18 protein-coding genes and 1 pseudogene are annotated in these 20,358 nt (G+C 56.7%); 8 read left to right on the top strand and 11 right to left on the bottom strand.

What is annotated here, in order from left to right; genetic code table 11:
• Window positions 1-30: 30 nt before the first annotated feature.
• The 4 genes from ACKTS9_RS05640 to ACKTS9_RS05625 all read right to left on the bottom strand — a co-directional run bounded on the left by ACKTS9_RS05640 (window position 31) and on the right by ACKTS9_RS05625 (window position 4,136).
• On the bottom strand, window positions 31-858 hold the full coding sequence (locus ACKTS9_RS05640; RefSeq protein WP_407879461.1) for a TrmH family RNA methyltransferase: 828 nt from the start codon (window positions 856-858) through the stop codon (window positions 31-33).
• A gap of 26 nt (window positions 859-884) precedes the next feature.
• Complete coding sequence (locus ACKTS9_RS05635; RefSeq protein ID WP_349215560.1) at window positions 885-2,423, bottom strand: nitrite/sulfite reductase; 1,539 nt, start codon at window positions 2,421-2,423, stop codon at window positions 885-887.
• A 124-nt stretch (window positions 2,424-2,547) separates the two neighbouring features.
• Window positions 2,548-3,495: a 2-hydroxyacid dehydrogenase gene (locus ACKTS9_RS05630; RefSeq protein ID WP_407879458.1), complete on the bottom strand. Its 948-nt coding sequence runs from the start codon at window positions 3,493-3,495 to the stop codon at window positions 2,548-2,550.
• Entirely contained in the window at window positions 3,492-4,136 is a 645-nt protein-coding gene (locus ACKTS9_RS05625; RefSeq protein WP_407879456.1) for an epoxyqueuosine reductase QueH, read from the bottom strand. Before ACKTS9_RS05625 ends, ACKTS9_RS05630 begins: the two co-directional genes overlap by 4 nt.
• Before the next feature lie 525 nt (window positions 4,137-4,661).
• Between ACKTS9_RS05625 and ACKTS9_RS05620 the strand changes: the two genes are divergently transcribed.
• From ACKTS9_RS05620 to ACKTS9_RS05610, 3 genes are read left to right on the top strand one after another with little or no spacing between them, the layout of a single operon-like run.
• Window positions 4,662-4,865 (top strand): DUF896 domain-containing protein, encoded by a 204-nt coding sequence (locus ACKTS9_RS05620; RefSeq protein ID WP_349215564.1) that lies wholly within the window; start codon window positions 4,662-4,664, stop codon window positions 4,863-4,865.
• A 43-nt stretch (window positions 4,866-4,908) separates the two neighbouring features.
• A complete protein-coding gene (locus tag ACKTS9_RS05615; RefSeq protein ID WP_407879453.1) occupies window positions 4,909-7,311 on the top strand; it encodes a transglycosylase domain-containing protein in 2,403 nt (800 codons plus the stop codon).
• A gap of 14 nt (window positions 7,312-7,325) precedes the next feature.
• Window positions 7,326-7,895, top strand: a complete 570-nt coding sequence (locus ACKTS9_RS05610) for a hypothetical protein (protein WP_349215566.1) — start codon at window positions 7,326-7,328, stop codon at window positions 7,893-7,895.
• 74 nt (window positions 7,896-7,969) lie between these two features.
• On the opposite strand, the gene ACKTS9_RS05605 is transcribed toward ACKTS9_RS05610, so the two are convergent.
• The 4 genes and pseudogenes from ACKTS9_RS05605 to ACKTS9_RS05590 form a co-directional block, all read right to left on the bottom strand.
• Window positions 7,970-8,368, bottom strand: a complete 399-nt coding sequence (locus ACKTS9_RS05605) for a DUF2752 domain-containing protein (protein WP_407879451.1) — start codon at window positions 8,366-8,368, stop codon at window positions 7,970-7,972.
• The gene (locus ACKTS9_RS05600) at window positions 8,365-8,718 is read right to left on the bottom strand and encodes a DUF4234 domain-containing protein (protein WP_407879449.1); all 354 of its coding nucleotides are present in this window, start codon (window positions 8,716-8,718) and stop codon (window positions 8,365-8,367) included. The genes ACKTS9_RS05605 and ACKTS9_RS05600 overlap by 4 nt, the downstream gene beginning before the upstream one ends.
• A 93-nt stretch (window positions 8,719-8,811) precedes the next feature.
• On the bottom strand, window positions 8,812-9,927 hold the full coding sequence (locus tag ACKTS9_RS05595; RefSeq protein WP_349215569.1) for an N-acetyl sugar amidotransferase: 1,116 nt from the start codon (window positions 9,925-9,927) through the stop codon (window positions 8,812-8,814).
• Between the two features lie 219 nt (window positions 9,928-10,146).
• Window positions 10,147-10,372 (bottom strand): annotated as a pseudogene (locus tag ACKTS9_RS05590) (helix-turn-helix domain-containing protein); the annotation flags it as partial.
• 140 nt (window positions 10,373-10,512) lie between these two features.
• Between ACKTS9_RS05590 and ACKTS9_RS05585 the strand changes: the two are divergent.
• A complete protein-coding gene (locus ACKTS9_RS05585; RefSeq protein WP_407879446.1) occupies window positions 10,513-10,740 on the top strand; it encodes a hypothetical protein in 228 nt (75 codons plus the stop codon).
• 39 nt (window positions 10,741-10,779) lie between these two features.
• Here ACKTS9_RS05585 and ACKTS9_RS05580 read toward each other — a convergent pair whose 3' ends face one another.
• Genes ACKTS9_RS05580 through ACKTS9_RS05570 form a run of 3 tightly spaced genes read right to left on the bottom strand, consistent with a single transcriptional unit; the run spans window position 10,780 to window position 14,749 of the window.
• The gene (locus ACKTS9_RS05580; protein WP_349215671.1) at window positions 10,780-12,093 is read right to left on the bottom strand and encodes a surface carbohydrate biosynthesis protein; all 1,314 of its coding nucleotides are present in this window, start codon (window positions 12,091-12,093) and stop codon (window positions 10,780-10,782) included.
• A 32-nt stretch (window positions 12,094-12,125) separates the two neighbouring features.
• Window positions 12,126-13,172, bottom strand: coding sequence for a hypothetical protein (locus tag ACKTS9_RS05575; RefSeq protein WP_349215673.1), 1,047 nt, complete (start codon window positions 13,170-13,172; stop codon window positions 12,126-12,128).
• Window positions 13,173-13,183: 11 nt separating this feature from the next.
• Complete coding sequence (locus ACKTS9_RS05570; RefSeq protein WP_407879444.1) at window positions 13,184-14,749, bottom strand: MBOAT family O-acyltransferase; 1,566 nt, start codon at window positions 14,747-14,749, stop codon at window positions 13,184-13,186.
• Window positions 14,750-14,939: 190 nt separating this feature from the next.
• Between ACKTS9_RS05570 and ACKTS9_RS05565 the strand changes: the two genes are divergently transcribed.
• The 4 genes from ACKTS9_RS05565 to ACKTS9_RS05550 are packed head-to-tail and all read left to right on the top strand — an operon-like array spanning window position 14,940 to window position 20,357.
• The gene (locus ACKTS9_RS05565) at window positions 14,940-15,923 is read left to right on the top strand and encodes an NAD-dependent 4,6-dehydratase LegB (protein WP_349215676.1); all 984 of its coding nucleotides are present in this window, start codon (window positions 14,940-14,942) and stop codon (window positions 15,921-15,923) included.
• A gap of 33 nt (window positions 15,924-15,956) precedes the next feature.
• Window positions 15,957-17,618 carry a DUF2142 domain-containing protein gene (locus tag ACKTS9_RS05560; protein ID WP_349215677.1) on the top strand — a complete coding sequence of 554 codons (1,662 nt, stop codon included), beginning with the start codon at window positions 15,957-15,959 and terminating at the stop codon, window positions 17,616-17,618.
• A 34-nt stretch (window positions 17,619-17,652) separates the two neighbouring features.
• The gene (locus ACKTS9_RS05555) at window positions 17,653-19,701 is read left to right on the top strand and encodes a hypothetical protein (RefSeq protein ID WP_349215678.1); all 2,049 of its coding nucleotides are present in this window, start codon (window positions 17,653-17,655) and stop codon (window positions 19,699-19,701) included.
• Window positions 19,698-20,357, top strand: coding sequence for a hypothetical protein (locus ACKTS9_RS05550; protein WP_349215680.1), 660 nt, complete (start codon window positions 19,698-19,700; stop codon window positions 20,355-20,357). Before ACKTS9_RS05555 ends, ACKTS9_RS05550 begins: the two co-directional genes overlap by 4 nt.
• Window position 20,358 lies beyond the last annotated feature (1 nt).

The following is a 20,358-nucleotide window of genomic DNA, read 5'->3' as shown; positions in this document are numbered from 1 at the left end:
GAAGCCTGACCGGTTCCGGTCAGGCTTCTTTTATGTGATGGCTTTCGGGCGGGTCTGCCAGAATGCCAGTGCCGCGGCCGCGGCTACGTTCAGTGAGTCTACGCCATGGGACATGGGGATGCGTACGGTCCAGTCGCAGTGGGCAATCGTGTCCGCACACAGGCCGTCTCCTTCGGTGCCCAGAACCAGAGCCAGCCGTGCCTCAGCGGCCAGGCGGGGATCTTCGATGGAAATGGAGCGTTCGTTCAATGCCAGCGCCGCGGTGCGGAACCCGGCTTCCTGAAGACGGGCAAGCCCCTGCTCGGGCCAGGAGAGCGGAATGCGTGCCCAGGGAATTTGAAACACCGTGCCCATGCTGACGCGGGCCGCTCGCCGCCGAAGGGGATCGCAGCAGGTGGAAGTCAGAAGAACGCCGTCCACACCCAGCGCGGCCGCTGACCGGAAGATCGCGCCCACATTGGTGGCGTCCACAATGCCTTCCAGAATAGCCAGGCGGCGCGCACCGCGGCAGACTTCTTCCATGGTGCGCGGCTGCGGTCGCCGCATGGCGCACAGTACGCCCCGGGTCAGGGCAAAACCTGTCAGCCCGGCCAGAATTTCACGGTCTGCTGTGTACAGCGGAACATCGGCACAGCGGCAGATCAGTTCCCGCGCGGGGCCGTCCGCCTTGCTGCGTTCCATCAGCAGAGCCAGCGGCTGACATCCCGCGTCCAGAGCCAGCTCGATCACTTTAGGGCTTTCCGCGATGAAAATTCCTTTTTCCGGTTCCATGCGGCTGCGCAGCTGGGCTTCCGTCAAACGTGCGAAAACACCCAGTTCCGGCCGGGAAAGGTCGTCGATTTCAATCCAATTTGGCATAAAGAGCTCCTTTAACCAGCGGCGCGTTACCCGCGGGTGAACGCTGCCGCCAATGCATTCAATTCTTCCCGGTGACTTTCTGCCCACCGGTCATAGGTCATATCTGAGGCCTGCACGGTCTGCCCCAGGCGGATCATAAAAGCAGGAATGTCCTCTTCCAACAAAACGCCAAGCTTTTCGCCGAAGCATTCCTGTCCCAGCCGCTCTCGCCCGCCTGCATACAAGGTGAAGGCAGGGCGGGCGGTCTGGCCGATCATTTTTACGCTGCCTGCAAATCCCAGACTGCCGACCTGATGGCAGCCGCAGCTGGAGGGACAGCCGGAAATGCGAACCGTGGGCAAAACTCCGTCCGGAAAATGCCAGGGTTGCACGGCTTCCAGCATGGCGGCCAGCAGTTTTTGTGAATCGCCCACGCCCTGCTGGCAGACAGACGCGCCCACGCAGCTCACGCTGCGCTCGAAAGCTGTGACGGCACCTTCTTCGGTGGCCCGAAGAACCGCCGGAACTTCGCGGCCGGTGAGATTGATGACATACAGCGTGCCGTCCGGCCCGATGCGTACCTGCGTGTGGCTTGTTCCGGCCAGAGCAACGCACAGAGCCCCGGGAATCTCAGGCGGAAGATGCCCACCGGCAGGATGATACGAGACCGCGTACAGACCGGGTTGTTTTTGTGCGATCACGCGTTCGCCAAACGCTTCTCCGTCCGGCTGCTTTTGCAGCGTGGGAACCGTGAGGGAAACGACCGGCGTATGCATGCGGGAAAGCGCCAGTGCCCGGGAAAATTCTGTGCGCAATGCCTCCGGACCCAATGTGTCCTGAAGATAGCGTGTGCGAGCCCGGGCCCGGTTTTCGTAATTGCCGAATGCTGTGAACACGCGGAGCATTGCGTCAATGTAACACAGCACCTGGGAAGGCGCTGCGTGCTCCTCTACACAGACACCCAGTTTGGGGTTGGGACCGAGGCCACCGGCGCAGAATACCCGAAACGTGCCATCCGGCTGTGCGGCAAAGCCCAAGTCGCGGAACGTGACATGAGTTTCGTTTTTCGGACTGTTGGAAAAAGCGACTTTCAGTTTGCGGGGAAGATGAAGATCCGGCAGGCGGCTGACCAGATAATCCGAAGCGGCCTTTGCGCAGGGAAGAACATCGAAGGCTTCTCCGCGCTCCACACCGGACAGAGGGCTTGCCATCACACTGCGTGGATGGTCGCCGCCGCCACCCAGTGTGACGATGCCGTGCTCCAAAGCAGACTGGATCAGCGGTGCCAGAGCTTCGGCCGGCAGGTCGTGCAGCTGCAGCGTTTGGCAGGTGGTCATCTTCAGGCGACGCACATGATACTTTTCCACGGCGTCGGCGATGAATTTCAGCTTTTTCAAATCCACACAACCGCCCACTGTGCGAAGGCGCAGCATATGAAGATGGGGGTCACGCTGGGCATAGCTTCCCATGCCGCCGGACATTCCCTTGTAGGTTTTGCGGTCCAGCCTGCCGGCCTGAAAGGCAGCGGACTGGTCGGCAAACTGATTGATTTTTTCCTGAAACTGCTTTTTCAGAGATGGTTTCATCGGGCTGTTCACTCCTCGTCTTGAAATCGGAACAGGGATTCCGTTATTTACGAGAAGTTTGGCAGACCGACCGAAAAATATGCGGCCTGCCCGATGTTTCCAATACCGGACAGGCCGCAGGATTTCAGAGCACCCGACGCACAGGATGACCCTGCATCCACTGGTTCAGGTTATCAAACACGATGTCCGCTCGCAGTTCCATGGACTCGGCGGTGGCAAACGCCACATGGGGCGTCACCAGTGTGTTGGGCGTGTGCAGAAGCGGATGATCCTGAGCAAGCGGCGGTTCGCTGTCGAATACGTCGATTCCGGCGCCGCCCAGTCGGCCGCTTTCCAGCGCGTCGGCCAACGCCTTGGTGTCCACGACGCCGCCGCGTGCTGCGTTGATCAGCAGTGCGCCGGGCTTCATCAGCGCCAGACGCTGCTCATTGATCAGGGCCCGCGTCTGCTCTGTCAGCGGGCAGTGCAGACTGACGATGTCGGACAGGGCCATCAGCGCGTCCAGCGGCACGTAGCGGATATAATCCGGTACGTCGGTGCGCTGGGTGCGACTGTAAGCGATGACCTCGCAGCCGAACGCATGGCACAGAGCCGCTACGCGCAGGCCGATGGCGCCGGTGCCCACAATGCCAACCGTCTTGCCGGACAGTTCGCTGCCCACCAGGCCGTCTTTGGTCTGGCCTGCACGGCAGCGGCTTTCCACAGCGGAAACATTGCGAAGCAGAGACAGCATCATGCAAACGGTCAGCTCAGCCACCGCGGTGGTGGAGTAGCCCGAGGCATTGCTGGCGATGACGCCTTTGCTGCGGGCAGCTTCCAGATCCACGTGGTCCACGCCGGTGAAGGCGATGTCAATGAACTTCAAATCGTCGCATTTCTCAATGACAGAGCCGGGCAGAGGCATATTGGCCAGCATGACCGCCTGCGCGCCCGCGCATTCGGCGGCCAGTTTGTCCGGGTCCGATGTGCGGGGATAAGCCTCAAACGTGTGACCGGCCTGCAGCAGCGGAGCGACCCGGCGCTGCAGAGATTCCTCGGAAATTCCAAGTGATTCCAACAAAACGATTTTCATGCGTTCGATTCCTCCTTATGATGAAGAAGGCGCTGTTCGGCCTCCTGTTTTGAATAAATACAGCCGCAGTAATCCTGCCGGTACAGGCCGTATTCGGCGGCCAGTTCGGTGCTGCGCTTAAATCCGTTTTTCTTTTTGAAATCGCAGGGAAGCCAGCGCACACCGTACTGTGCGGCCAGCTCTTCACCAATTTCGTTCAGCTTGGCGGCGTTTTTGTGCGGACTGATCGAAAGCGTGGTGGTGAAAAAGTCGAAACCGCCGTCCCGGCACCGGCGGGCCGCCTGCTCAAGGCGAAGCCGATAGCAGGCAAAACAGCGCTCGCCGCCCTCGGGAATGCGCTCCAGCCCTTTGACGGCGCTGTAGAAAGCGGCCGGTTCGTAGGGCACGGCCTCCAGCCGGACGCCTGTGCAGAAAGGCGCCTGTTCCAGAAACCGCGCCTGTTCGGCACAGCGCAGCTGATATTCTTTTTCGCTGTCCAGGTTGGGATTGTAATAGTCCACTGTGATTTCAAAAAAAGTGCTGAGGTATTCCAGCACATAACTGGAACAGGGGGCGCAGCAGCTGTGCAGCAAAAGGCGGGGACGCTGTCCGGCCAGTTCGCGCAGGCAGGCTTCCAGCTCCAGTTGATAATTTCTTGCCATGGAAGGTTCCTTTCCTTATTCGATCGTTCGGTTCCATTGTACCACAAAAGAGGGAGGTGGGATATGTTTTTTCGCAAATCATTAACCCGGACATCAAAGTTTGTTCATAAACTCCGGGTATAATATAGTTGTTGGCACAAAGAGTGTTTTGCGAGCCACCCCTTCCGCTGAATAAGCCCATGGAAGAAAGGCTGCTCTTTGAAAAGCACGCGGCAAAAGAAGCCTTTTGTCAGGGACGTGCAAATGTTTCGCGCACACAGGCAGTAGTGCTGAGGCTTGGGCTTTTTGATGAAAGCCGGGTCGCGCGGTCAGGTTGGCATTCATCGACCTGTTCCGCGCCGCCCGGCGGCAACCAATCATCCCCGCAGGGGTTTTTATAAATAGGATTTGCTCATCTTGATTCCTCTTTCACAAAAACAGCGGCAGCGCCCGGATAAAGCTGGGCGCTGCCGCTGTTTTTCGGACCGTGCAAAACCATCCGGTTTGTGGTATACTATAACAATACGTGAAAAAGGAGTTTGAGCTATGACCGATGAAAAGATCAAGCGCATTAATGAGCTGAGCCGCAAAAGCCGCACTCCGGAGGGCTTGACCGAACAGGAAAAGGCAGAGCAGGCGGCGCTGCGCAGAGAATACATTGACAGCATGAAGGCGTCTCTCCGCGCCCAGCTGGACAACACCGTGATCATCGATGAGTACGGACATCATAAGTATTTGAAGAAGAGCTGAGAAACCGTAAGGATTTACCCCGCAGGCAAAGGAGGTGAGGCAGATGCTGCCGGAAAAACGAAACATTCGCCTGCCCGAATCCTATCAGAAAAAGGTTCGTCCCGCGCGCCCGCCGCAGGAGACAGGGGCGTTTGAAACGCCCATCGCACTGCCGGAGGAAGAGGAAGATCATCTGCTGGAAACGCTGACGAGCCAGCAGGAGCCGGAGTCTTCTGCCCCGCCACCAAAGAAAAAATTGCGCGGTCATGAGAAAAAGCTTAAAGAGGGCCGCAAAAAGCACCGCTGGATCTGGCTTCTGATCGCGGTCATGTGCTGCTTTATGCTGATTTGCAGCGCTGTATTGGGTGTGTATCTGGTCAACGCCACGCAAAACGACTTTCTGTGGCTGGACCTGGAGCAGCTTCCCCACCGGGACGCAACCATTCTGTATGCGCAGAACCGGACCACAGGCGAGTGGGAAGAATATGCAAGACTGGAGTCAACTCAGCAGAAAAAATGGGTCTCGCTCAGCGACATTCCGGAAGATATGCAGCATGCCTTTGTGGCGGTGGAGGACCGGGATTTTTACGAGCATCATGGCGTCAGCTGGAAACGCACCATTTTTGCGGTTCTGAACGAAGTGAAAAAAATGATCACCGGCACCTATTTCGGTGGCGAGGACGGCATCAAGCAAGGGGCATCCACCATTACGCAGCAGCTGGTGAAAAACTTAACACGGGATGAGGAGAGCAGCGGCATTGACGGCTATTTCCGTAAGGTGCGCGAGATCTGGCGCGCGCTGCGGCTGGATGCGACCTATGACAAGGACCAGATCCTGGAGGCTTACCTGAATGTCATCAGCTTTACCGGAAACACCGCCGGGGTGGAAGCCGAGAGCATCAAGCTGCTTGGAAAATCTGCCAGCGAACTGAGCCTGGCGCAGTGTGCCTCCATTGCCGCGATCACCAAAAATCCCACCCGGTATGATCCTGTGAGCAACCCGGACACACATCTGTCCCGACGCAACTACATTTTGTATGAAATGTGGCAGCAGGGGTATATTACCGAAGAAGAATACAATACGGCGTCGGCAGAGCCCATCGGCCTGTCGCCGGGCTATCTGCCGGTCAACGAGACGCCTGTCACCAGTTATTTTACAGATAAGGTTCTGGACGATGTGTCCGCGGCTCTGCGTGAGGAATACGGCCTCAACGGGGTCGAGACCACCAACCTGCTTTATAACGGCGGCCTGCGTATTTACACCACGGTGGACCCGCAGCTGCAGGAGCAGATGGAAAATGCCATGCTGTACGGCAATTTCTTCCCACAGAGCGGTCTGGGCGTGAAGACAACGGCCTATGTGTACGATGAGGACGGGTCCCGGGTTGTGGATGAGAACGGCAATCCGGTCACCGAAGAAGTGATCGAGTATCCGCAGGCCGCGATGGTCAGCGTGGATTACGAGGGCCGGCTGTGCGCCGTGGTGGGCGGCCTCGGTGAAAAAGAGGTCAGCCGAGGCTTTAACCGCGGCACGGATGCACTGCGGCAGGTGGGCAGTACCATGAAGCCCATCGGCGCCTATGCGCTGGCGCTTCAGCAGGACAAAATCACCTGGTCTACGCCTTTTTTGGATGCGCCGGTCCGGCAGATTGAAGACGAGAATACCGGTGAGATGAAGGACTGGCCGGCCAACTTTTCCAAAACCTACAGTGAGAAAAACATGCTGGTAGCCGACGCACTGGCGCAGAGCATCAATACAGTGGCGGTGCGCGTGGGTGAATTGGCCGGCGTGAACAACATCTATCGCTTTGTGACCGAGCAGCTGGAAATCAGCAGCTTTACCGAAGAGGATAAAGACTCCGGGCCCATGATCCTCGGCTCCTCCACATATGGCGTGACGCCGTACGAATTAGCGGGGGCGTATATGATGTTCGGCAACGGAGGCACCTTCACCACACTGCATTGCTATGAGAGTGTTCAAACCGGCGCCGGCCGGGAAATTCTTGTTCCGGATGTGGAAACCAAACAGGTGCTGGACAGTGATACGGCCTATGTGATGAACCGGTTGCTGCGGGGCGTCATGGAAGGCAACGGAACGGCCGCAGGGTACAGTGTGGGCGGCTCCATGGACAGCATCGGCAAGACCGGAACCAGTTCTGATAACCGGGATTATTGGTTTGTGGGCCTGACGCCGTATTATGTCACCGCCACCTGGTATGGCTATGATTCCGGCTTTGCTTTGAATACCTCGGCGGGCACACATGCTCCCACCAGTGCCTGGCGCTATGTGATGCGCAAGGCGCAAAACGGTTTGGAAACCAAGGAATTTCCGGTGGATTCCACGGTGGTGCAGGAAGAATACTGCCTGTCCAGCGGCGGAATCGCCACGGCGAACTGCCCGCGTACGGCCACCGGATATTATCAGGCGGATAATCTTCCGGGAATGTGTACGGAACATGCCGCTTGAAAGGAAGAAATTGTTTGAATGTTCGAGAAATGACACCGCGTCAGGCGTATGAAGCCTACTGTGCGGATGCTTTTGTACAGGCGTTTCCGCCAGCGGAACGGCGTCCCTGGCGAAGTATTTTATCGCTGATTCGCATGGGTGCGTATGTCTGTTACGGCGGCTATGACGAGCAGGGAACTTTGCTGTGCTGCGCTTTCTTCGTCCGCGCACAGGAATTTTATCTGATGGATTACCTGATGACGATGCCAGCGCAGCGCAGCAGAGGGCTGGGAAGTTGTTTCCTGCAGAAACTGCTGGACGGTCCTTTTGCGCAGCGGTCCATCGTGGGTGAGGTGGAAACACCGGACGGCGGTGCGGAGGACGAACTGCGCCGCCGCAGACTGGCGTTTTATGAACGCAACCGCTTTTGCCAGACGGGCGTCCGCAGCTGGCTGTACGGAGTGGATTACCGCATTATTGCCTGGAACCTGCCAGTCGGCACGGACGACGCGTCCCTCGCAGCCAAACTGACGCAGCTGTATACAGTTCTGATCGGGGAAGAGCGCTGCGCTCAGTGGGTGCGGGTATGGCAGGACCCCGCGTAAAAAATGCTGCAGAAAAATGAAACCGGAATCTTTGAACCCTTCAAAGATTCCGGTTTTGCATTTTCTCAATGTTTTCAGAACGGGCGAAGGACCCACATGCCGGGCAGATTGCGAACGACGCCAAACAGCAAAACGAATACCAGTGCCGCGGCAATCAAACGCTGCTGCCTGGGACCCGGCCGAAACCCGGTGCCGGCCAGATAGCCCCGGGCCATTGCCACCAGAAGCCATACCCAAAAGGGCGATAGCAGGACCAGCGCCGCATTGGCGCGCAAAGCTTCGGCAAAATCCAGGCGAAGCAGCGCTGTCAGACAGCGCGTGGCGCCGCAGCCGGGACAAAGCAGACCCGTGACCCGGTGAAACACACACGGAATGCCGATGCCGGTGCGCCCCACCCAAAGCAGATAAAGGAGAACGGAGAAAAGACCTGCGGCCAGCAGACAGGTTCTTTTCAGACGGCCCCGGCAGGTCAAAAGCGCCCTGGAACGGCTTCGTTGATCTCGCTCTGGATCAGCGCCAGCGTCACAATGCCCAGACCAAAAAACCACAGAAGCAGGTACAGGATGCCGCTGCTGGAACTGAGGATGCCGCGCCGCTGACGCATCCAGTCCACTTTTTCGCCGGCTTTATAAGCCCAGTACAAGCCGTAGATGTCGCAGGTGATCAGCGACAAAAGGAAAACCACTCCGCCGGAGGGCGAGTGAAAATCGTTTGCGGCCGCGTTCAAATCGTTCACAAGCGTGATAAACCAGTAGATGGTATACAATCCGCAGGTGACCAGGGACAGAAGAATGCATGCGACAATGTTTCTGGACCTTGGCATAAAAAATCTCCCCTTTCAGGGATAACCATAACAGGCAAACAGACCTTTGTCAATCACAAAAAAGACGCGCGGATCATCGCGCGTCTTGAAAGATTATTCTTCCCAAATGGGGTGCTTGAGCATCCAGCGGCCGAACTCATCTTTGTAGAAGAGATCCCGGTTGTAGAACTTGTCCATGATCGCCCAGAATTCGCTTTCGCTGTAGCCGCAGAATTCGCAGAAATCGCGCACGCACAGGGGATCCAGGTTTCCGTCTCGCTCTTTGACGATTTTGATCGCCTCGTCCCGGGTCATCATGCCGTAGCGGATATAACGGGCCGTGTAGTCGGTGGCGGTGGCGTGGCCGAATTTCGGATATTTCAGCCAGGAGTGCACCAGATACGCGCGGGAATCCACCTGATCGAAGTCCTCGGCGTGGTGGGTGCGTTTCCACTCGTGCGTCAAATCGCGGAAGCCGTGCTCTTTCGCAATCTGATAGTTCTTGTAGCTGTTCCAGGGCAGGAAATAGCTCATATAGAAGGGGTCCAGCCGTGCCAGCTCTTCGGCAGAGGGGGCCTCGGTCAGAATCAGGTCGTTTTCGGTTACGCCATAGCTGAGCAGTTCTTCCTTGGGGAAGCCGACAGCGACGCCGTTTTCGATCTGCCCTTTGGCGGAATACGTCTCCTCGTCTGCGTTGCCGCCGTACTCGAAGCTGACGTTCTCGCCGTAGCACAGGAACGGAGTGTTGAATTTGGCAGCCATGTGCAGGGGGAAGGTGTAGATCAGACGATCTACGTACCAGGTGGGCTTGCCGTATTTTTCAAAGAAAGCGCGCATCAGGGTCTTTTGCGCTTTGATGTTGGGCTTGCAGCTGATGATGGTGCAGCCGAACTCTTCCGAAATGTTTTTCAGGTTGTGTTTGCCCGCTTCGGTCATGGGGAAGTTGTCCTCCACGCTGAACAGAATCGGGTTCATGTGCATGACTTCTTTCAGAATATACACCTGAAAGTGGCTGTCCTTTCCGCCGGACACCGCCACGGCGCAGTCATAACCGCCGGGGCCGTTCATTCCACGGTATTTGTCGCACATGGCTTCAAATTCTTTCCAACGGGCGTCCCAGTCCACATCTTTGCGGTGTTCGTAATGGCGGCACGCGCTGCATACGCCTTCTTCGTCGAAGGTGATGCCGGGGCGGGTGTCGGGCATGGTGCATCGTTTGCAGTACTTCATTGTTGAAAACCTCGCTTTCCCTTGTGCTGCCCCAAATCGGCAACTACTGCTCTATTATACCTTTCTTATACCCGGAAAAACAAGTCCGCATTCGCATTTTACAAAATTGTCACTGAACAAGATTCAGCCATTGCTCCAAAAGTTCCAGGGTGGAAGGCGTCAGGGCACGCACTTTTTTCATAATGCTTTGAACGGTGTGAGTATTGCCCTGGGCTGTGGCAAAAAACTCTTCGGGCGTGATCTCGAAATAATCGCAGATCTCGAAGAACATGGTCATCGAGGGAAGCGAGCGCCCGGAAGTGATGCCCTGGATTTAGCCCTTGTTCTGCCCGAGTTCCATGCTCATTTGATATTCCGAGACGTTTTTTTGCATGCGGAGCTGTGTGATGCGTTCGCGAATAAAATCGACGTTTTTCAAGACCAGACCTCCTTTTCTGTTAAGCATACCGTTTTAGGGAAGAATAAGAGTGGTTTAAAACGGTATTATTTTGAATAAATCTGTTGATTTTACGTTTTAAAAACGCTATTATTAAACCAATCGCCGGTTTATTGCGAAAACAAGACAGAGAAATGGGGGATGCACACATGGATTTGTTTGAAACTTTGACCAGCAGCTGTGCATGCCCGCACATTTCGGACCTGCGTTTCAGCGTGCCGGAACCGCTGCTGGGATGCATCAGCATCCTGCGCCCGGAAGATTTCCCGCTGACGCAGTGGTACGATCTTTATGAGTATTTAACGGGAACGCGGAAATTCTTTTCCACACAGGAACAGGCGAGAGCCGAACTGATTCGGTTTATTCAGGAAAAATAAAAAGAGGAAGGCGCGGGACCTTCCTCTTTTTTATTGTGATCAGTGCACGAAGGGGCGGATTTTTTCTTCCATACGGGCAATTTCCGCCTTGGAAATGTGGGCCTTATCCACATAGCCGTAAATGCGCCCGGCAAAATCGGCGAAGGGCGGACAGATGCGGCGGAAAACCTTGGGGTTCAGCTTCACGGCGTACATCATGTGAATGCCGACCAGCGCACAGAACTTTAAAAGATTGAAATGAGGTTTGTAGGGCGGCGAGAAGGGAAGATCCCGCGGCTCATTTTTGTAGACATCCTCCAGCAGGTCCGCCATGCGGATGTAGCTGGGGGTTTCGTTTTTGTCAAAATAACCTTCGATCAGGTCCTTGTCAATGGGGAAGGGGGCATCTTCCTGTTCGGCGGCGGCGCAGAACTCCTCATAGGTCTCCACGTACCGTCCGCCTTTGTAGATCACCGGATCATATTCGTGCTCAATGGGCTGGGGCCGCAGAATGTGGCAGCTCTTTCCCGCAAAGTACACCTCGGCAATGGCGGTGCTCATCCAGATGAAAATCTGATCTGCGGCCACGATCCACTGCTTGACGCTGTCGGCAAAAATCACATGGAAATTGGCATGTTTTTTCTGCAGAGCGTCCAGCGCCGGGCTGTTCCATTCCGACGGGTGCCGCCGGTACACCAGCTCCACCTCGGGGTGTCCGGTCAGGTATTCATCAAACCAGCGCAGCGTCTCGGCCATGCTCTCGCGATTGGTGCGGGCGAACTGTGTAAAATCTTCGCCCGCCATTTTACTCAGCTCCTGTACTTCCTGCTCGCTCATGCTGCCGTAGCCGAAAGAGGAGATGTACAGCATCAGTTTTTTGTCGGGGTCCAGCCCGAAATCCCGGCAAAGCTGTTCTTTGGTCTTAAAATAGCCCTGAAATTCCGGGCGGAGAAAATCCATCATCACCGCGCCGGTCACCGGGCAGTTGCGCTCCGGCACATCGTGGGCGATCAGACGCTGGCGGGTCAGTTCGCCCCAGCAGGTCTGCACGCATTTCTTGGCGTTCCCGTTGAAGTTGAACCAGGGGGCGGCCTCCTGGGTGTCCGACAGCATCTGTTCCCAATGCAGATTGACCACGCGGTTGCACACGCCCACATTGTTGTACACGTGACTGTTGATGGCTTCGTCGTCGTACATGCAGCTGGACACCAGCACACGGGGCTTTTTCCAGGTGAAATATTTCAGCTTTTTGCGGTCCAGCAGCTGATGAATGGCCACGGTATAGCCGCGGCGTTCCAGTTCCAGCTTCAGCAGCAAAAGGCTCTCGTATTCCCGCACCACATGCTCATACAAAATCAGAAAATCCAAAGACATGGAAAAACTCCTTTTCAAAAAGTGAGGACGCTTCAATCCTCCATCACACGGGTAAACAGTTCCTGCGTGAACTGGGGCAGCCCGTGGCGCGTATCCAGGTGGAATCCGTCAAAGTAAGCGGTGTCATCCCAGTGGGGCATTTCGGTCCACTCGTAATCCAGCACGCGGGCGCCGCTGGCACGAATGGTATCCAGTGCGCCGCGCATGGCATCATCAATGCCCAACGGTTCGCACACATAGCGGTACAGGCTGTCATCCATGGGCGGCACCAGCAGCGTCAGCTCCACGTTGTTTTCCCGGCAGAATTCCACCAGTTCCAAAAGCCGCTCCAGACCGGCCTCGTTGATGGCGTATTTGGAGTCCTCCACCGTACAGCTTTCCATGGCTGCGGCGAGGGCTTCGCCGTCCAGCTCGCCCGCGTCCATGGCCTCCACGATGCTCTGGGTGCTGGAATAGCCTTCCACCATGGGCAGGGTGCCGGCCTTGGCGCAGTTCTGGTACAAAATTGCCGCATAGGCGACTAAGTCTTTTCGCTGGCCGTTGGGCAGATAATCCTCGGGGGTGTGTTCGGCGGTCTCCTCGGCGTCGGGCAGGCCGCGCAGCTTATCGCCGATGACGGTCAGCGTATTGATGTTATACTCCAGATTGGAAATGTACGCCACGGGGTTGGCCAGCTGCGTTTTGACCGTGGCCATGCGGTTGGCCGTGCGGTAGTTGGCGTTGAGTGTATAAAAGGAAATACTCATCAGAACGCGTTGGATTTCGGGATGCTGTTCATAGACATAATAAAATTCATCGATGCTCTCTTCCAGGCTGGCGCCGCCGTAAGCCAGGTTGGACCACTGGGTGCCGGAGACTTCGTCCACCAGATCCATGTCAAAATGCGCCATGCGGGAATCGCCAAGAATGATGCTGTCATGCGGGTCTTTTTCAAAGGCGCGGATGCGGGAGATAGGGCTGTTGTCGCTGCCCGTTGCCCGCAGGCCGAAATAATTGTTGGGCTCAAAGGCCACAAAAACTGCCAGATACAGGACGATGGGCGCCAGCGCCAGCGCCAGTTTGGGAATGATTTTTTTCACGGCGCTCCTCCTTAAAAGTTTGCATAGGCAAAGCTGACGGTTCCGAAGCCGCCGCTTTGCATGATAAAGCCGACCAGAATGCAGCCGATCAGCACATAATAGCACAACCAGCGCGCTGCCAGAGGCAGTTTAGCAAGGCCGGTGGACCAGTGCGCATCCTTCATTTTAAAGCATTGGCGCCAATCGGCGTACACACCGATGGCCAGAACAGCCGCCATGTATACGCACCAGCCGACCACCATGATGGGGCGGGTATAGAATCCGTTTTCCACCGCCGTCACAAAGCTGCTCACAAAGTGCGACAAAGACAAATCGGTGAAGCTGTTGGCAAAATAGTGCAGGCAATCACCCACGGTCCCGCCGGACACAAGGCCGATTCGGAAGAACACATGGCTGGCAGCCCACAGCACAAATACCACGGCGATTTTTCCCATTCGCACAGGCAGAGAAGGGCGCTTGGGCGGTTTGCGGTACCAGCTGTGCAGCAGATCCTCTCCCACGCGGTACAGGCCCTGCAGCAGGCCCCAAATCACAAAAGGCCAGGTGTTCCCGTGCCAGAAGCCGCTGATGAAGAACACGATTCCCACAGTGGCCACAAAGGGCTTGGCCTCTTTTTTGCCGTTTTTCTGGGTTACGCGGGGCAGGTGATCGCCCCAGCGGCTCCACACAATGGGGGTGAACAGATAATCCTGCAGCCAGTTGGACAGACTGATGTGCCAGCGTTTCCACAGCGTGGAAAAGTTGGTGGAGAACAGGGGCGTTTTGAAGTTGACCGGGATATCGATGCCCAGCAGCATGGCGCAGCCCCGGGCAATGTCGGAGTAGCCCGAGAACTCGAAATACAGCTGAATGACATACAGGGCGGCCGCCAAAGGCAGGATCAGGCCGGAGTAATCGGCGCTGTTTTCAAATACCTGATTGACAAACAGCCCCAGCACATTGGCCACGGCAATCTGCTTGAACAGACCCGCCAGAATCAGCCGGAAGGCGTCGCAGGTGCGCTGCGCGTCAAAGCGGCGGGGCTCCCGCAGCTGCGGAAGGACCTTTTGGGCCCGGCAGATGGGGCCGGATGTAATGGTGGCGAAGAAAGAGACGAACAACGCCCAGTTGAGGAAGTTGGTCTCCGGTTCCGTTGCTTTGTAATACACGTCCACCAGATAGCTGATCACCGCGAAGGTGTAGAAGCTGATGCCCAGCGGCAGCGGGAAGGAAACCGCCGTAAAGCCGAACAGTGTGGGCAGAAAGAAGTTGCAGTACTTGAAAAAGCACAGCACCGCCACACTGACGCACACACCAAGGGCCAGAAGCTGTTTGCGGCGTGCGTCTTTGGCTGCCCCGATGGCACGCGCAACAAAAAAAGTGAACACAACATTGAATGCCAGCACTGCCAGCGGCAGAAGCCGAAGCCACAGCGGGCGGGCGGAACCATCCGCTAATTCGGCACCGGGCAGGTTGAAACAGTAGAATACCACGCTCGCTGCCAGCAGAACACCGTTTTGAAACCGCCTGGGCAGGGCAAAATAGAGAATGGCTACCAGCGCGAAAAACAGCGCGTAGCCCACGCTTGTCAGGGTCATGAAAGCTCTCCTTTGTCTGGTTTGGCCACACAAGACCAATTTACTATTATAGATGTAAAGACTCTGTTTGTAAAGCAAAGGGGGGCGTCTTTTGTCCCGCAGACGAACTTTTATTGAATTGGCGCCTCATTTATAGTATACTAATAACCGAGTATTGCATGTTGCACCATGCACGATAAGGAGAGGTAGTATGGCACATACCGTAATGGTGACGGGCGCCGACGGTTTCATCGGCAGCCATCTGACGGAAGAACTGGTTCGCAAGGGCGAAAAGGTAAAGGCCTTTTGTTATTATAATTCCTTTGGAAAATGGGGCTGGCTGGACACGCTGCCGCCCGAAATCAAAAACGAGATCGAAGTATTTATGGGGGATATTCGTGATCCCAACGGCGTGCGCACGGCCATGAAAGGACAGGAGATCGTCTATCATCTGGCGGCTCTGATCGCCATTCCCTTCAGCTATCATTCCCCGGACAGCTATGTGGACACCAACATCAAAGGCACGCTGAACGTGCTGAACGCGGCCCGGGATGTGGGCACCCGCCGCCTTCTGGTGACATCCACCAGCGAGGTGTACGGGACTGCTCAGTATGTGCCCATCGACGAGCACCATCCCTTCCAGGGCCAGAGCCCTTACTCTGCCACGAAAATCGGCGCGGACCGGCTGGCCGAGAGCTTCTACCGCTCTTTTGAACTGCCGGTCACCATTGTGCGGCCCTTCAACACCTATGGTCCCCGTCAGTCGGGACGGGCTGTTATCCCCACGATCATTACACAGCTGCTCTCCGGTGCACAGGAGCTGAAGCTGGGAAGCCTGACCCCCACCCGGGATTTCAACTATGTGAAGGACACGGCGGCCGGCTTCATGGCCATTGCCGACTGCGAGGCTGCTGTCGGTCAGGAGATCAACATTGCCACCGGTCAGGAGATCTCCATTGGCGATCTGGCCAATGAGCTGATCCGTCAGATCAATCCCCAGGCGAAGATCGTGTGCGAATCCGAGCGCCTGCGCCCGGAAAAGAGTGAGGTCAACCGTTTGCTGGGCGATGCCACCAAGTTGCGTCAGATGACGGGCTGGAAACCGGCCTATACCTTTGAACAGGGCCTGGCTGAGACCATTGCCTGGATTCGGGAGCATATGGATTCGTTTCGCACAGGCGTTTACAGTTTGTAATATTTACTTTAAAAATACTTTTTGGAGAATTTGATGAAGCAAAACGGTGAAAAACCGAAGATGCTGCACCTGAACGGCACACTGGGCTGGGGCCTGGCGGCGCTGGCCGCCGTGGTGTGCGGGATTGGTGTGGTCTATTATTGGCGCGTATTTTACGGCTTTGACGCGGTGGCGCCGGTTCCCATGACGCTGGCTGTGTGTGCGCTGGCGCTGGCAGTGGTGCTGGCGGCCTGGCTGGTGGTTCGGTTTGTGAAAAACTTCGACACCCGCGCCGCGTTGGCTGTGTTTTTGTGCGGCTTGTGTTTCTGCTTTGCCAATCCGCCCATGCAGGCGCCGGATGAGAGCGAACATTTTCTGCGTGCCTATGCGGTGAGCCTGGGCCGGTTTGATTTTGACGGCGAACGGACGTTCAGCCCGGATGTGGATGCGCTGCTGGCGGCGTTCCCCGGTGCGTGGGCCAATGGCAATACGACCTATTGGCTGGAGCATGATGCCGCCGGAAATGTAAACGGCGGCGGGTCCAGCGAAAACTATGCCATCAAACAGCAAAACGGACAGACAGTGAGTCTGGCAGACCATTTTTCGCTGTACGAGCAAATGAAAACAGAGGCGAGCGCACCTGTGGTGCGGGAGTCTCAAATCAAGCAGGTACTGCCGTATCTGCCGCAGGCGCTGGCCATGGTGCTGGCGCGGGTTGTGGGCTTTGGGGCATTGGGCTGCTTTTATGCCGGACGCCTGGCCAATCTGGCGGTGTATGCGCTGTTGTGCTGGCTGGCCCTGCGCAATTGCCGGCGCTACAAGCCGGTGTTCCTGGCGGTGATGCTGCTTCCGCTGAGTTTGTATATCGGCGCTTCCTGCAACTACGACGCCCTGATGCTGGGCTGCTATTATTTAACTGCCAGCTATTTCTGTGTGGACGAGATCCGAAACAAAGATCTGGCGGTATTCCTGGCATCGTTTGCGCTGATGAACGCCGTCAAGCCCTGGATCAATCTGCTCTGGGTAGTCATTCCGCTGATCCTGCCCACCCGGGTGTGGAAGGCCCGCTGGAAAAAATGGCAGGTGGCGGTGGTCGTTCTGGTGTGTGCGGTGCTGGTGACCGTGGGCGTGGAATGGTATGGACAGGCCTTCCGCACCAATTACGAGGAAGCCCGCATGCTGGGTGAGACAGTGAACATGGGTGAGCAGCTTCGCTTTGTGCTGCAGAATCTGCCTCGCACAGCCATGGTGTTCCTGGGCACTTTGTACGAAAATAATTTGTTCCTGGGGCTGCTGGGCAGCTTCGGCGCAATGGATTTGAACATTGGTCTGGTGTCCATGCTGTCACCGGTGGTGCTGGCCTTTGCGTCGGCCCTGTCGGTACACGAAAAAAGCAGTTTGACGCTGCGGCCTTCGCTGGGGTTGTTCGGCCTGGCGGTGCTGTATACGGGCGGTGTGCTGGCCGCTCAGTATATCACATACACGCCGGTGGCCATGGTGCGGGTGCTGGGGGTGCAGGCGCGTTATCTGCTGCCTGCATTCCTGATGCTGTTTGTGCTGCTGGCGGCGCTTTTGAGCCATGTGTTTGAAACGACCCGCGCCGGCGGAAAAAAGGCGTTTCATCTGGGACTGAGCGTCTGCGCCTTTTTCGCGGTGCTCAGCGCGGTGCTGCTGGCGCAGCACTATTTCATCGGTCCGGTCTGCATCGTGCCCTGAGCGGGCGCTGCCGAAGAGAAGGAGAGTTGCTTTTTTGGAAGCTTTTTTGCAGGGCGCCGGGTGCATGGTCACCTTTGGGGCGCTCGTTTGCCTTTGCATTTTCTGCACGAAAAAATGGAATGTTCCGGCGGGCATCAGCCCGCTGTTCGTGCTGTATGCCACCATTCTGTGGTATAGCGTGCTGGCCAGTGTCAACCTGCTGTTTCCCGCGGGAATCCTGTGGTTTGCGGCAGCGGTTCTGGCCCTGGTGTGGCTGGTCCGCAAGCGCGGCGAGATTCGCTGGAAAGAGCTGATCACGCCATCCACGGCGTTTTTCCTGGTGGCCAGTGTGGCGGTGATCGCGGTGTTTGCCGTGCGTCAGCCGCTGTTTATGGAGTGGGATGAATTCAGCTTCTGGGGCATTGCGCCCAAGGTGGTTAAGTCCACCGGTCAGCTGTATACCTTCCAGCCCCAGGGCCTGCGGGTCACCAGTTACGTGCCCGGCCTTGTGATGCTGGATGAGGCGTTTCAGTTTTTGGGAACGTCCTTTGCGCCGTGGAAGGTGTTTGCGGCGTACGATATTCTGATGTTTGCCATTTTTGCAGCAGGACTGTATACGCTGGAACGGCGGCGCTGGAACCTGGCGGTGCCCGCGGCACTGCTGCTGTGCATGGTGCCTTATTTGATGACCATGTATCAGCGGGACATCAACGTGTCGCCGCTTTACATGTGCAGCTATGCGGATATTCCCATGGGACTGCTGTTCGGCGCACCGCTGGTGGTGTATTTCCTGGCAAAGGAGAAGACGCCTGTTGTGCTGCTGTGCGCGGTGATGGGGGTGACCGTGGAATGTATTTCCAAGGACATGGGCTTTGCGCTGTGCCTGATTGCTGCAGCACTGATCTGCTTTGATTTGCTGTTTTTGGAAAAGGGCGAGGTGCGTTTTGCACGCCTGCGGGGCACCGGAGCCAAATGGTGCTGGATCGTATCCATGGTGGCAGCGCCTGTTGCTGCGTTCTTCGGATGGGCGGCCCATATGAGCGCTGTCACCGGGGCCAACCGCTTTGACATCGGCGGTGAGCAGAACATGGGCATGGTGCAGATGGTGGTCACAGGCATAGTGGAGCTTTTCAGTCCCAACAAGAGCGAAAAGTTTGTGCAGGTCATGGGCAATATGGCCCAGGCTTTTTACTCCACCAAGCTGACCATGTTCAGCGTCGGTTCGCAGGACGGGACCGTGGGCCGCTATCTCAACGGCTCGGGTCTCATCGTGACATTGGTGATCCTGCTGGTTCTGGCAGTGGCCTTTGTCTATGAGGACAAGCGGGGCCGCAAAGCGGTGGGCTGGTTCGCCCTGTGGAGCGTGCTGGGATTCGCGGCGTTCTATATTTTTACGGGCTTCACCTATGTGTATGTGTTCAAGGAGGCCGAGGCCGCGGCGCTGAGCAGCTACAACCGGTACATCTATCCCTATTACATCGGCTGGTTCATCGCGGCGCTGGCGTTTTTGCTGCGCAGCCTGAAACAGGCGAAGCCGGCCAGTGTGGGCGCGGGATTTCTGCTGGCGCTGACGCTGGGCTGCGGTTGGCGCGTGACCAGTTTTGTACAGCCGCAGCTGTCGGTGGTGGATTATTCCGACGGATATTTTGCCGGGCGCAAACGGGATATTGCCATGGTGGAGCAGGCCAAACAGTTCCTGACTTCAGACGACCGGGTGTTCTATGTCAGCCAGAGCGACGACGGCAAGAACTGGTTCATTCATTACTATGAGTTTTATCCGGACGTGCAGTTGGATTACAGCTTCGGCGGCGGTCAGCTTTCCGCGGATTTCGAGATTCGTGAAGGCGCCTTTTCCTCGGATTATCCCGCGGAAGATCGGGAGGCATTCATCGGCAAGACACTGACGCCTGATGTTTTGTGTGCCTATCTGGAGGCCACCGGGTGCACGGCGCTTTACCTGGATGACATTGACGAGGTCTTCATCGATACGTATGCGGACCTGTTCACTGACGGGCTGGAGAGCGAGGCTCGGCTGTACCGCATTGTGGGTACAGGCGATGCGATGCGCTTTGAGCCGGTCGAGGGAGGAGGATACCGCGATTGAAAAAGCTGAGACAATGGGGCGCATCCTTGTTCCGAAACGATAAACGGCTGCTGGCGTTCTGTTATGCGGTGTTTCTGGCTGGAAGCCTGCTTTGGCCGCTGTTCGGATATGTGGAAGACCGGGTGCAGCGGGCGCTGGGCAATGTGACCCCCATGGAAGTTTCCATGAGCGATTTTGAACTGACGGACCTGGAGCAGACCGGACCGGACAGCTATGTGAGCATCAGCGTGGACCCGCGCATGGTCATGAAGGATCCGCCTAAAACGGTTCGGACGGTGACGGTTCGCTTCAACTTCACCAACATGGAGCCGGGAGAGTTCTGCCTGTTCTACAAACCGCGCGAGGGCATGGAGGATTTTGACGCCCGGTGCCGGGTGTGGGCGCACGTGGAAGATGACGGAAGCTATACGTTCACACTGCCTTACGGAGATATCTATGGCCTGCGCATCGATCCGGGGATTTATTACGGCCTGCGGTTTGATGTGGAGAGCATTACCTTCAACGAACCCCGCAGTTTTCTGAGTTGGTTTACGCCTACGCGCACGTGGGCGCTGAGCTTTTTGGTGGTGCCCGCTTTGAGCGCCGCAATTTTGAAATATGCCGCCGCCCTGGCCCTGCGTTTGCACAGCGCCGCCCGGCGAGAGGGAGGAAAATAAA

The sequence above is a fragment of the Owariibacterium komagatae genome, assembly GCF_045865535.1.
GTDB classification, from domain to species: domain Bacteria; phylum Bacillota; class Clostridia; order Oscillospirales; family Ruminococcaceae; genus Ruthenibacterium; species Ruthenibacterium komagatae.
The sequence above is the reverse complement of the archived record's forward strand: the minus strand, read 5'-3'. Positions and strand labels throughout refer to the sequence as shown.

Bases quoted from the DNA above. Each gene is read 5' to 3' on its own strand.
- ACKTS9_RS05625 (WP_407879456.1), bottom strand. From the start codon at position 4,136: ATGGCAAGAAATTATCAACTGGAGCTGGAAGCCTGCCTGCGCGAACTG.
- ACKTS9_RS05585 (WP_407879446.1), top strand. From the start codon at position 10,513: ATGGATTTGTTTGAAACTTTGACCAGCAGCTGTGCATGCCCGCACATT.
- ACKTS9_RS05620 (WP_349215564.1), top strand. From the start codon at position 4,662: ATGACCGATGAAAAGATCAAGCGCATTAATGAGCTGAGCCGCAAAAGC.
- ACKTS9_RS05570 (WP_407879444.1), bottom strand. From the start codon at position 14,749: ATGACCCTGACAAGCGTGGGCTACGCGCTGTTTTTCGCGCTGGTAGCC.
- ACKTS9_RS05600 (WP_407879449.1), bottom strand. From the start codon at position 8,718: ATGCCAAGGTCCAGAAACATTGTCGCATGCATTCTTCTGTCCCTGGTC.
- ACKTS9_RS05595 (WP_349215569.1), bottom strand. From the start codon at position 9,927: ATGAAGTACTGCAAACGATGCACCATGCCCGACACCCGCCCCGGCATC.
- ACKTS9_RS05635 (WP_349215560.1), bottom strand. From the start codon at position 2,423: ATGAAACCATCTCTGAAAAAGCAGTTTCAGGAAAAAATCAATCAGTTT.
- ACKTS9_RS05630 (WP_407879458.1), bottom strand. From the start codon at position 3,495: ATGAAAATCGTTTTGTTGGAATCACTTGGAATTTCCGAGGAATCTCTG.
- ACKTS9_RS05565 (WP_349215676.1), top strand. From the start codon at position 14,940: ATGGCACATACCGTAATGGTGACGGGCGCCGACGGTTTCATCGGCAGC.
- ACKTS9_RS05560 (WP_349215677.1), top strand. From the start codon at position 15,957: ATGAAGCAAAACGGTGAAAAACCGAAGATGCTGCACCTGAACGGCACA.
- ACKTS9_RS05640 (WP_407879461.1), bottom strand. From the start codon at position 858: ATGCCAAATTGGATTGAAATCGACGACCTTTCCCGGCCGGAACTGGGT.
- ACKTS9_RS05615 (WP_407879453.1), top strand. From the start codon at position 4,909: ATGCTGCCGGAAAAACGAAACATTCGCCTGCCCGAATCCTATCAGAAA.
- ACKTS9_RS05580 (WP_349215671.1), bottom strand. From the start codon at position 12,093: ATGTCTTTGGATTTTCTGATTTTGTATGAGCATGTGGTGCGGGAATAC.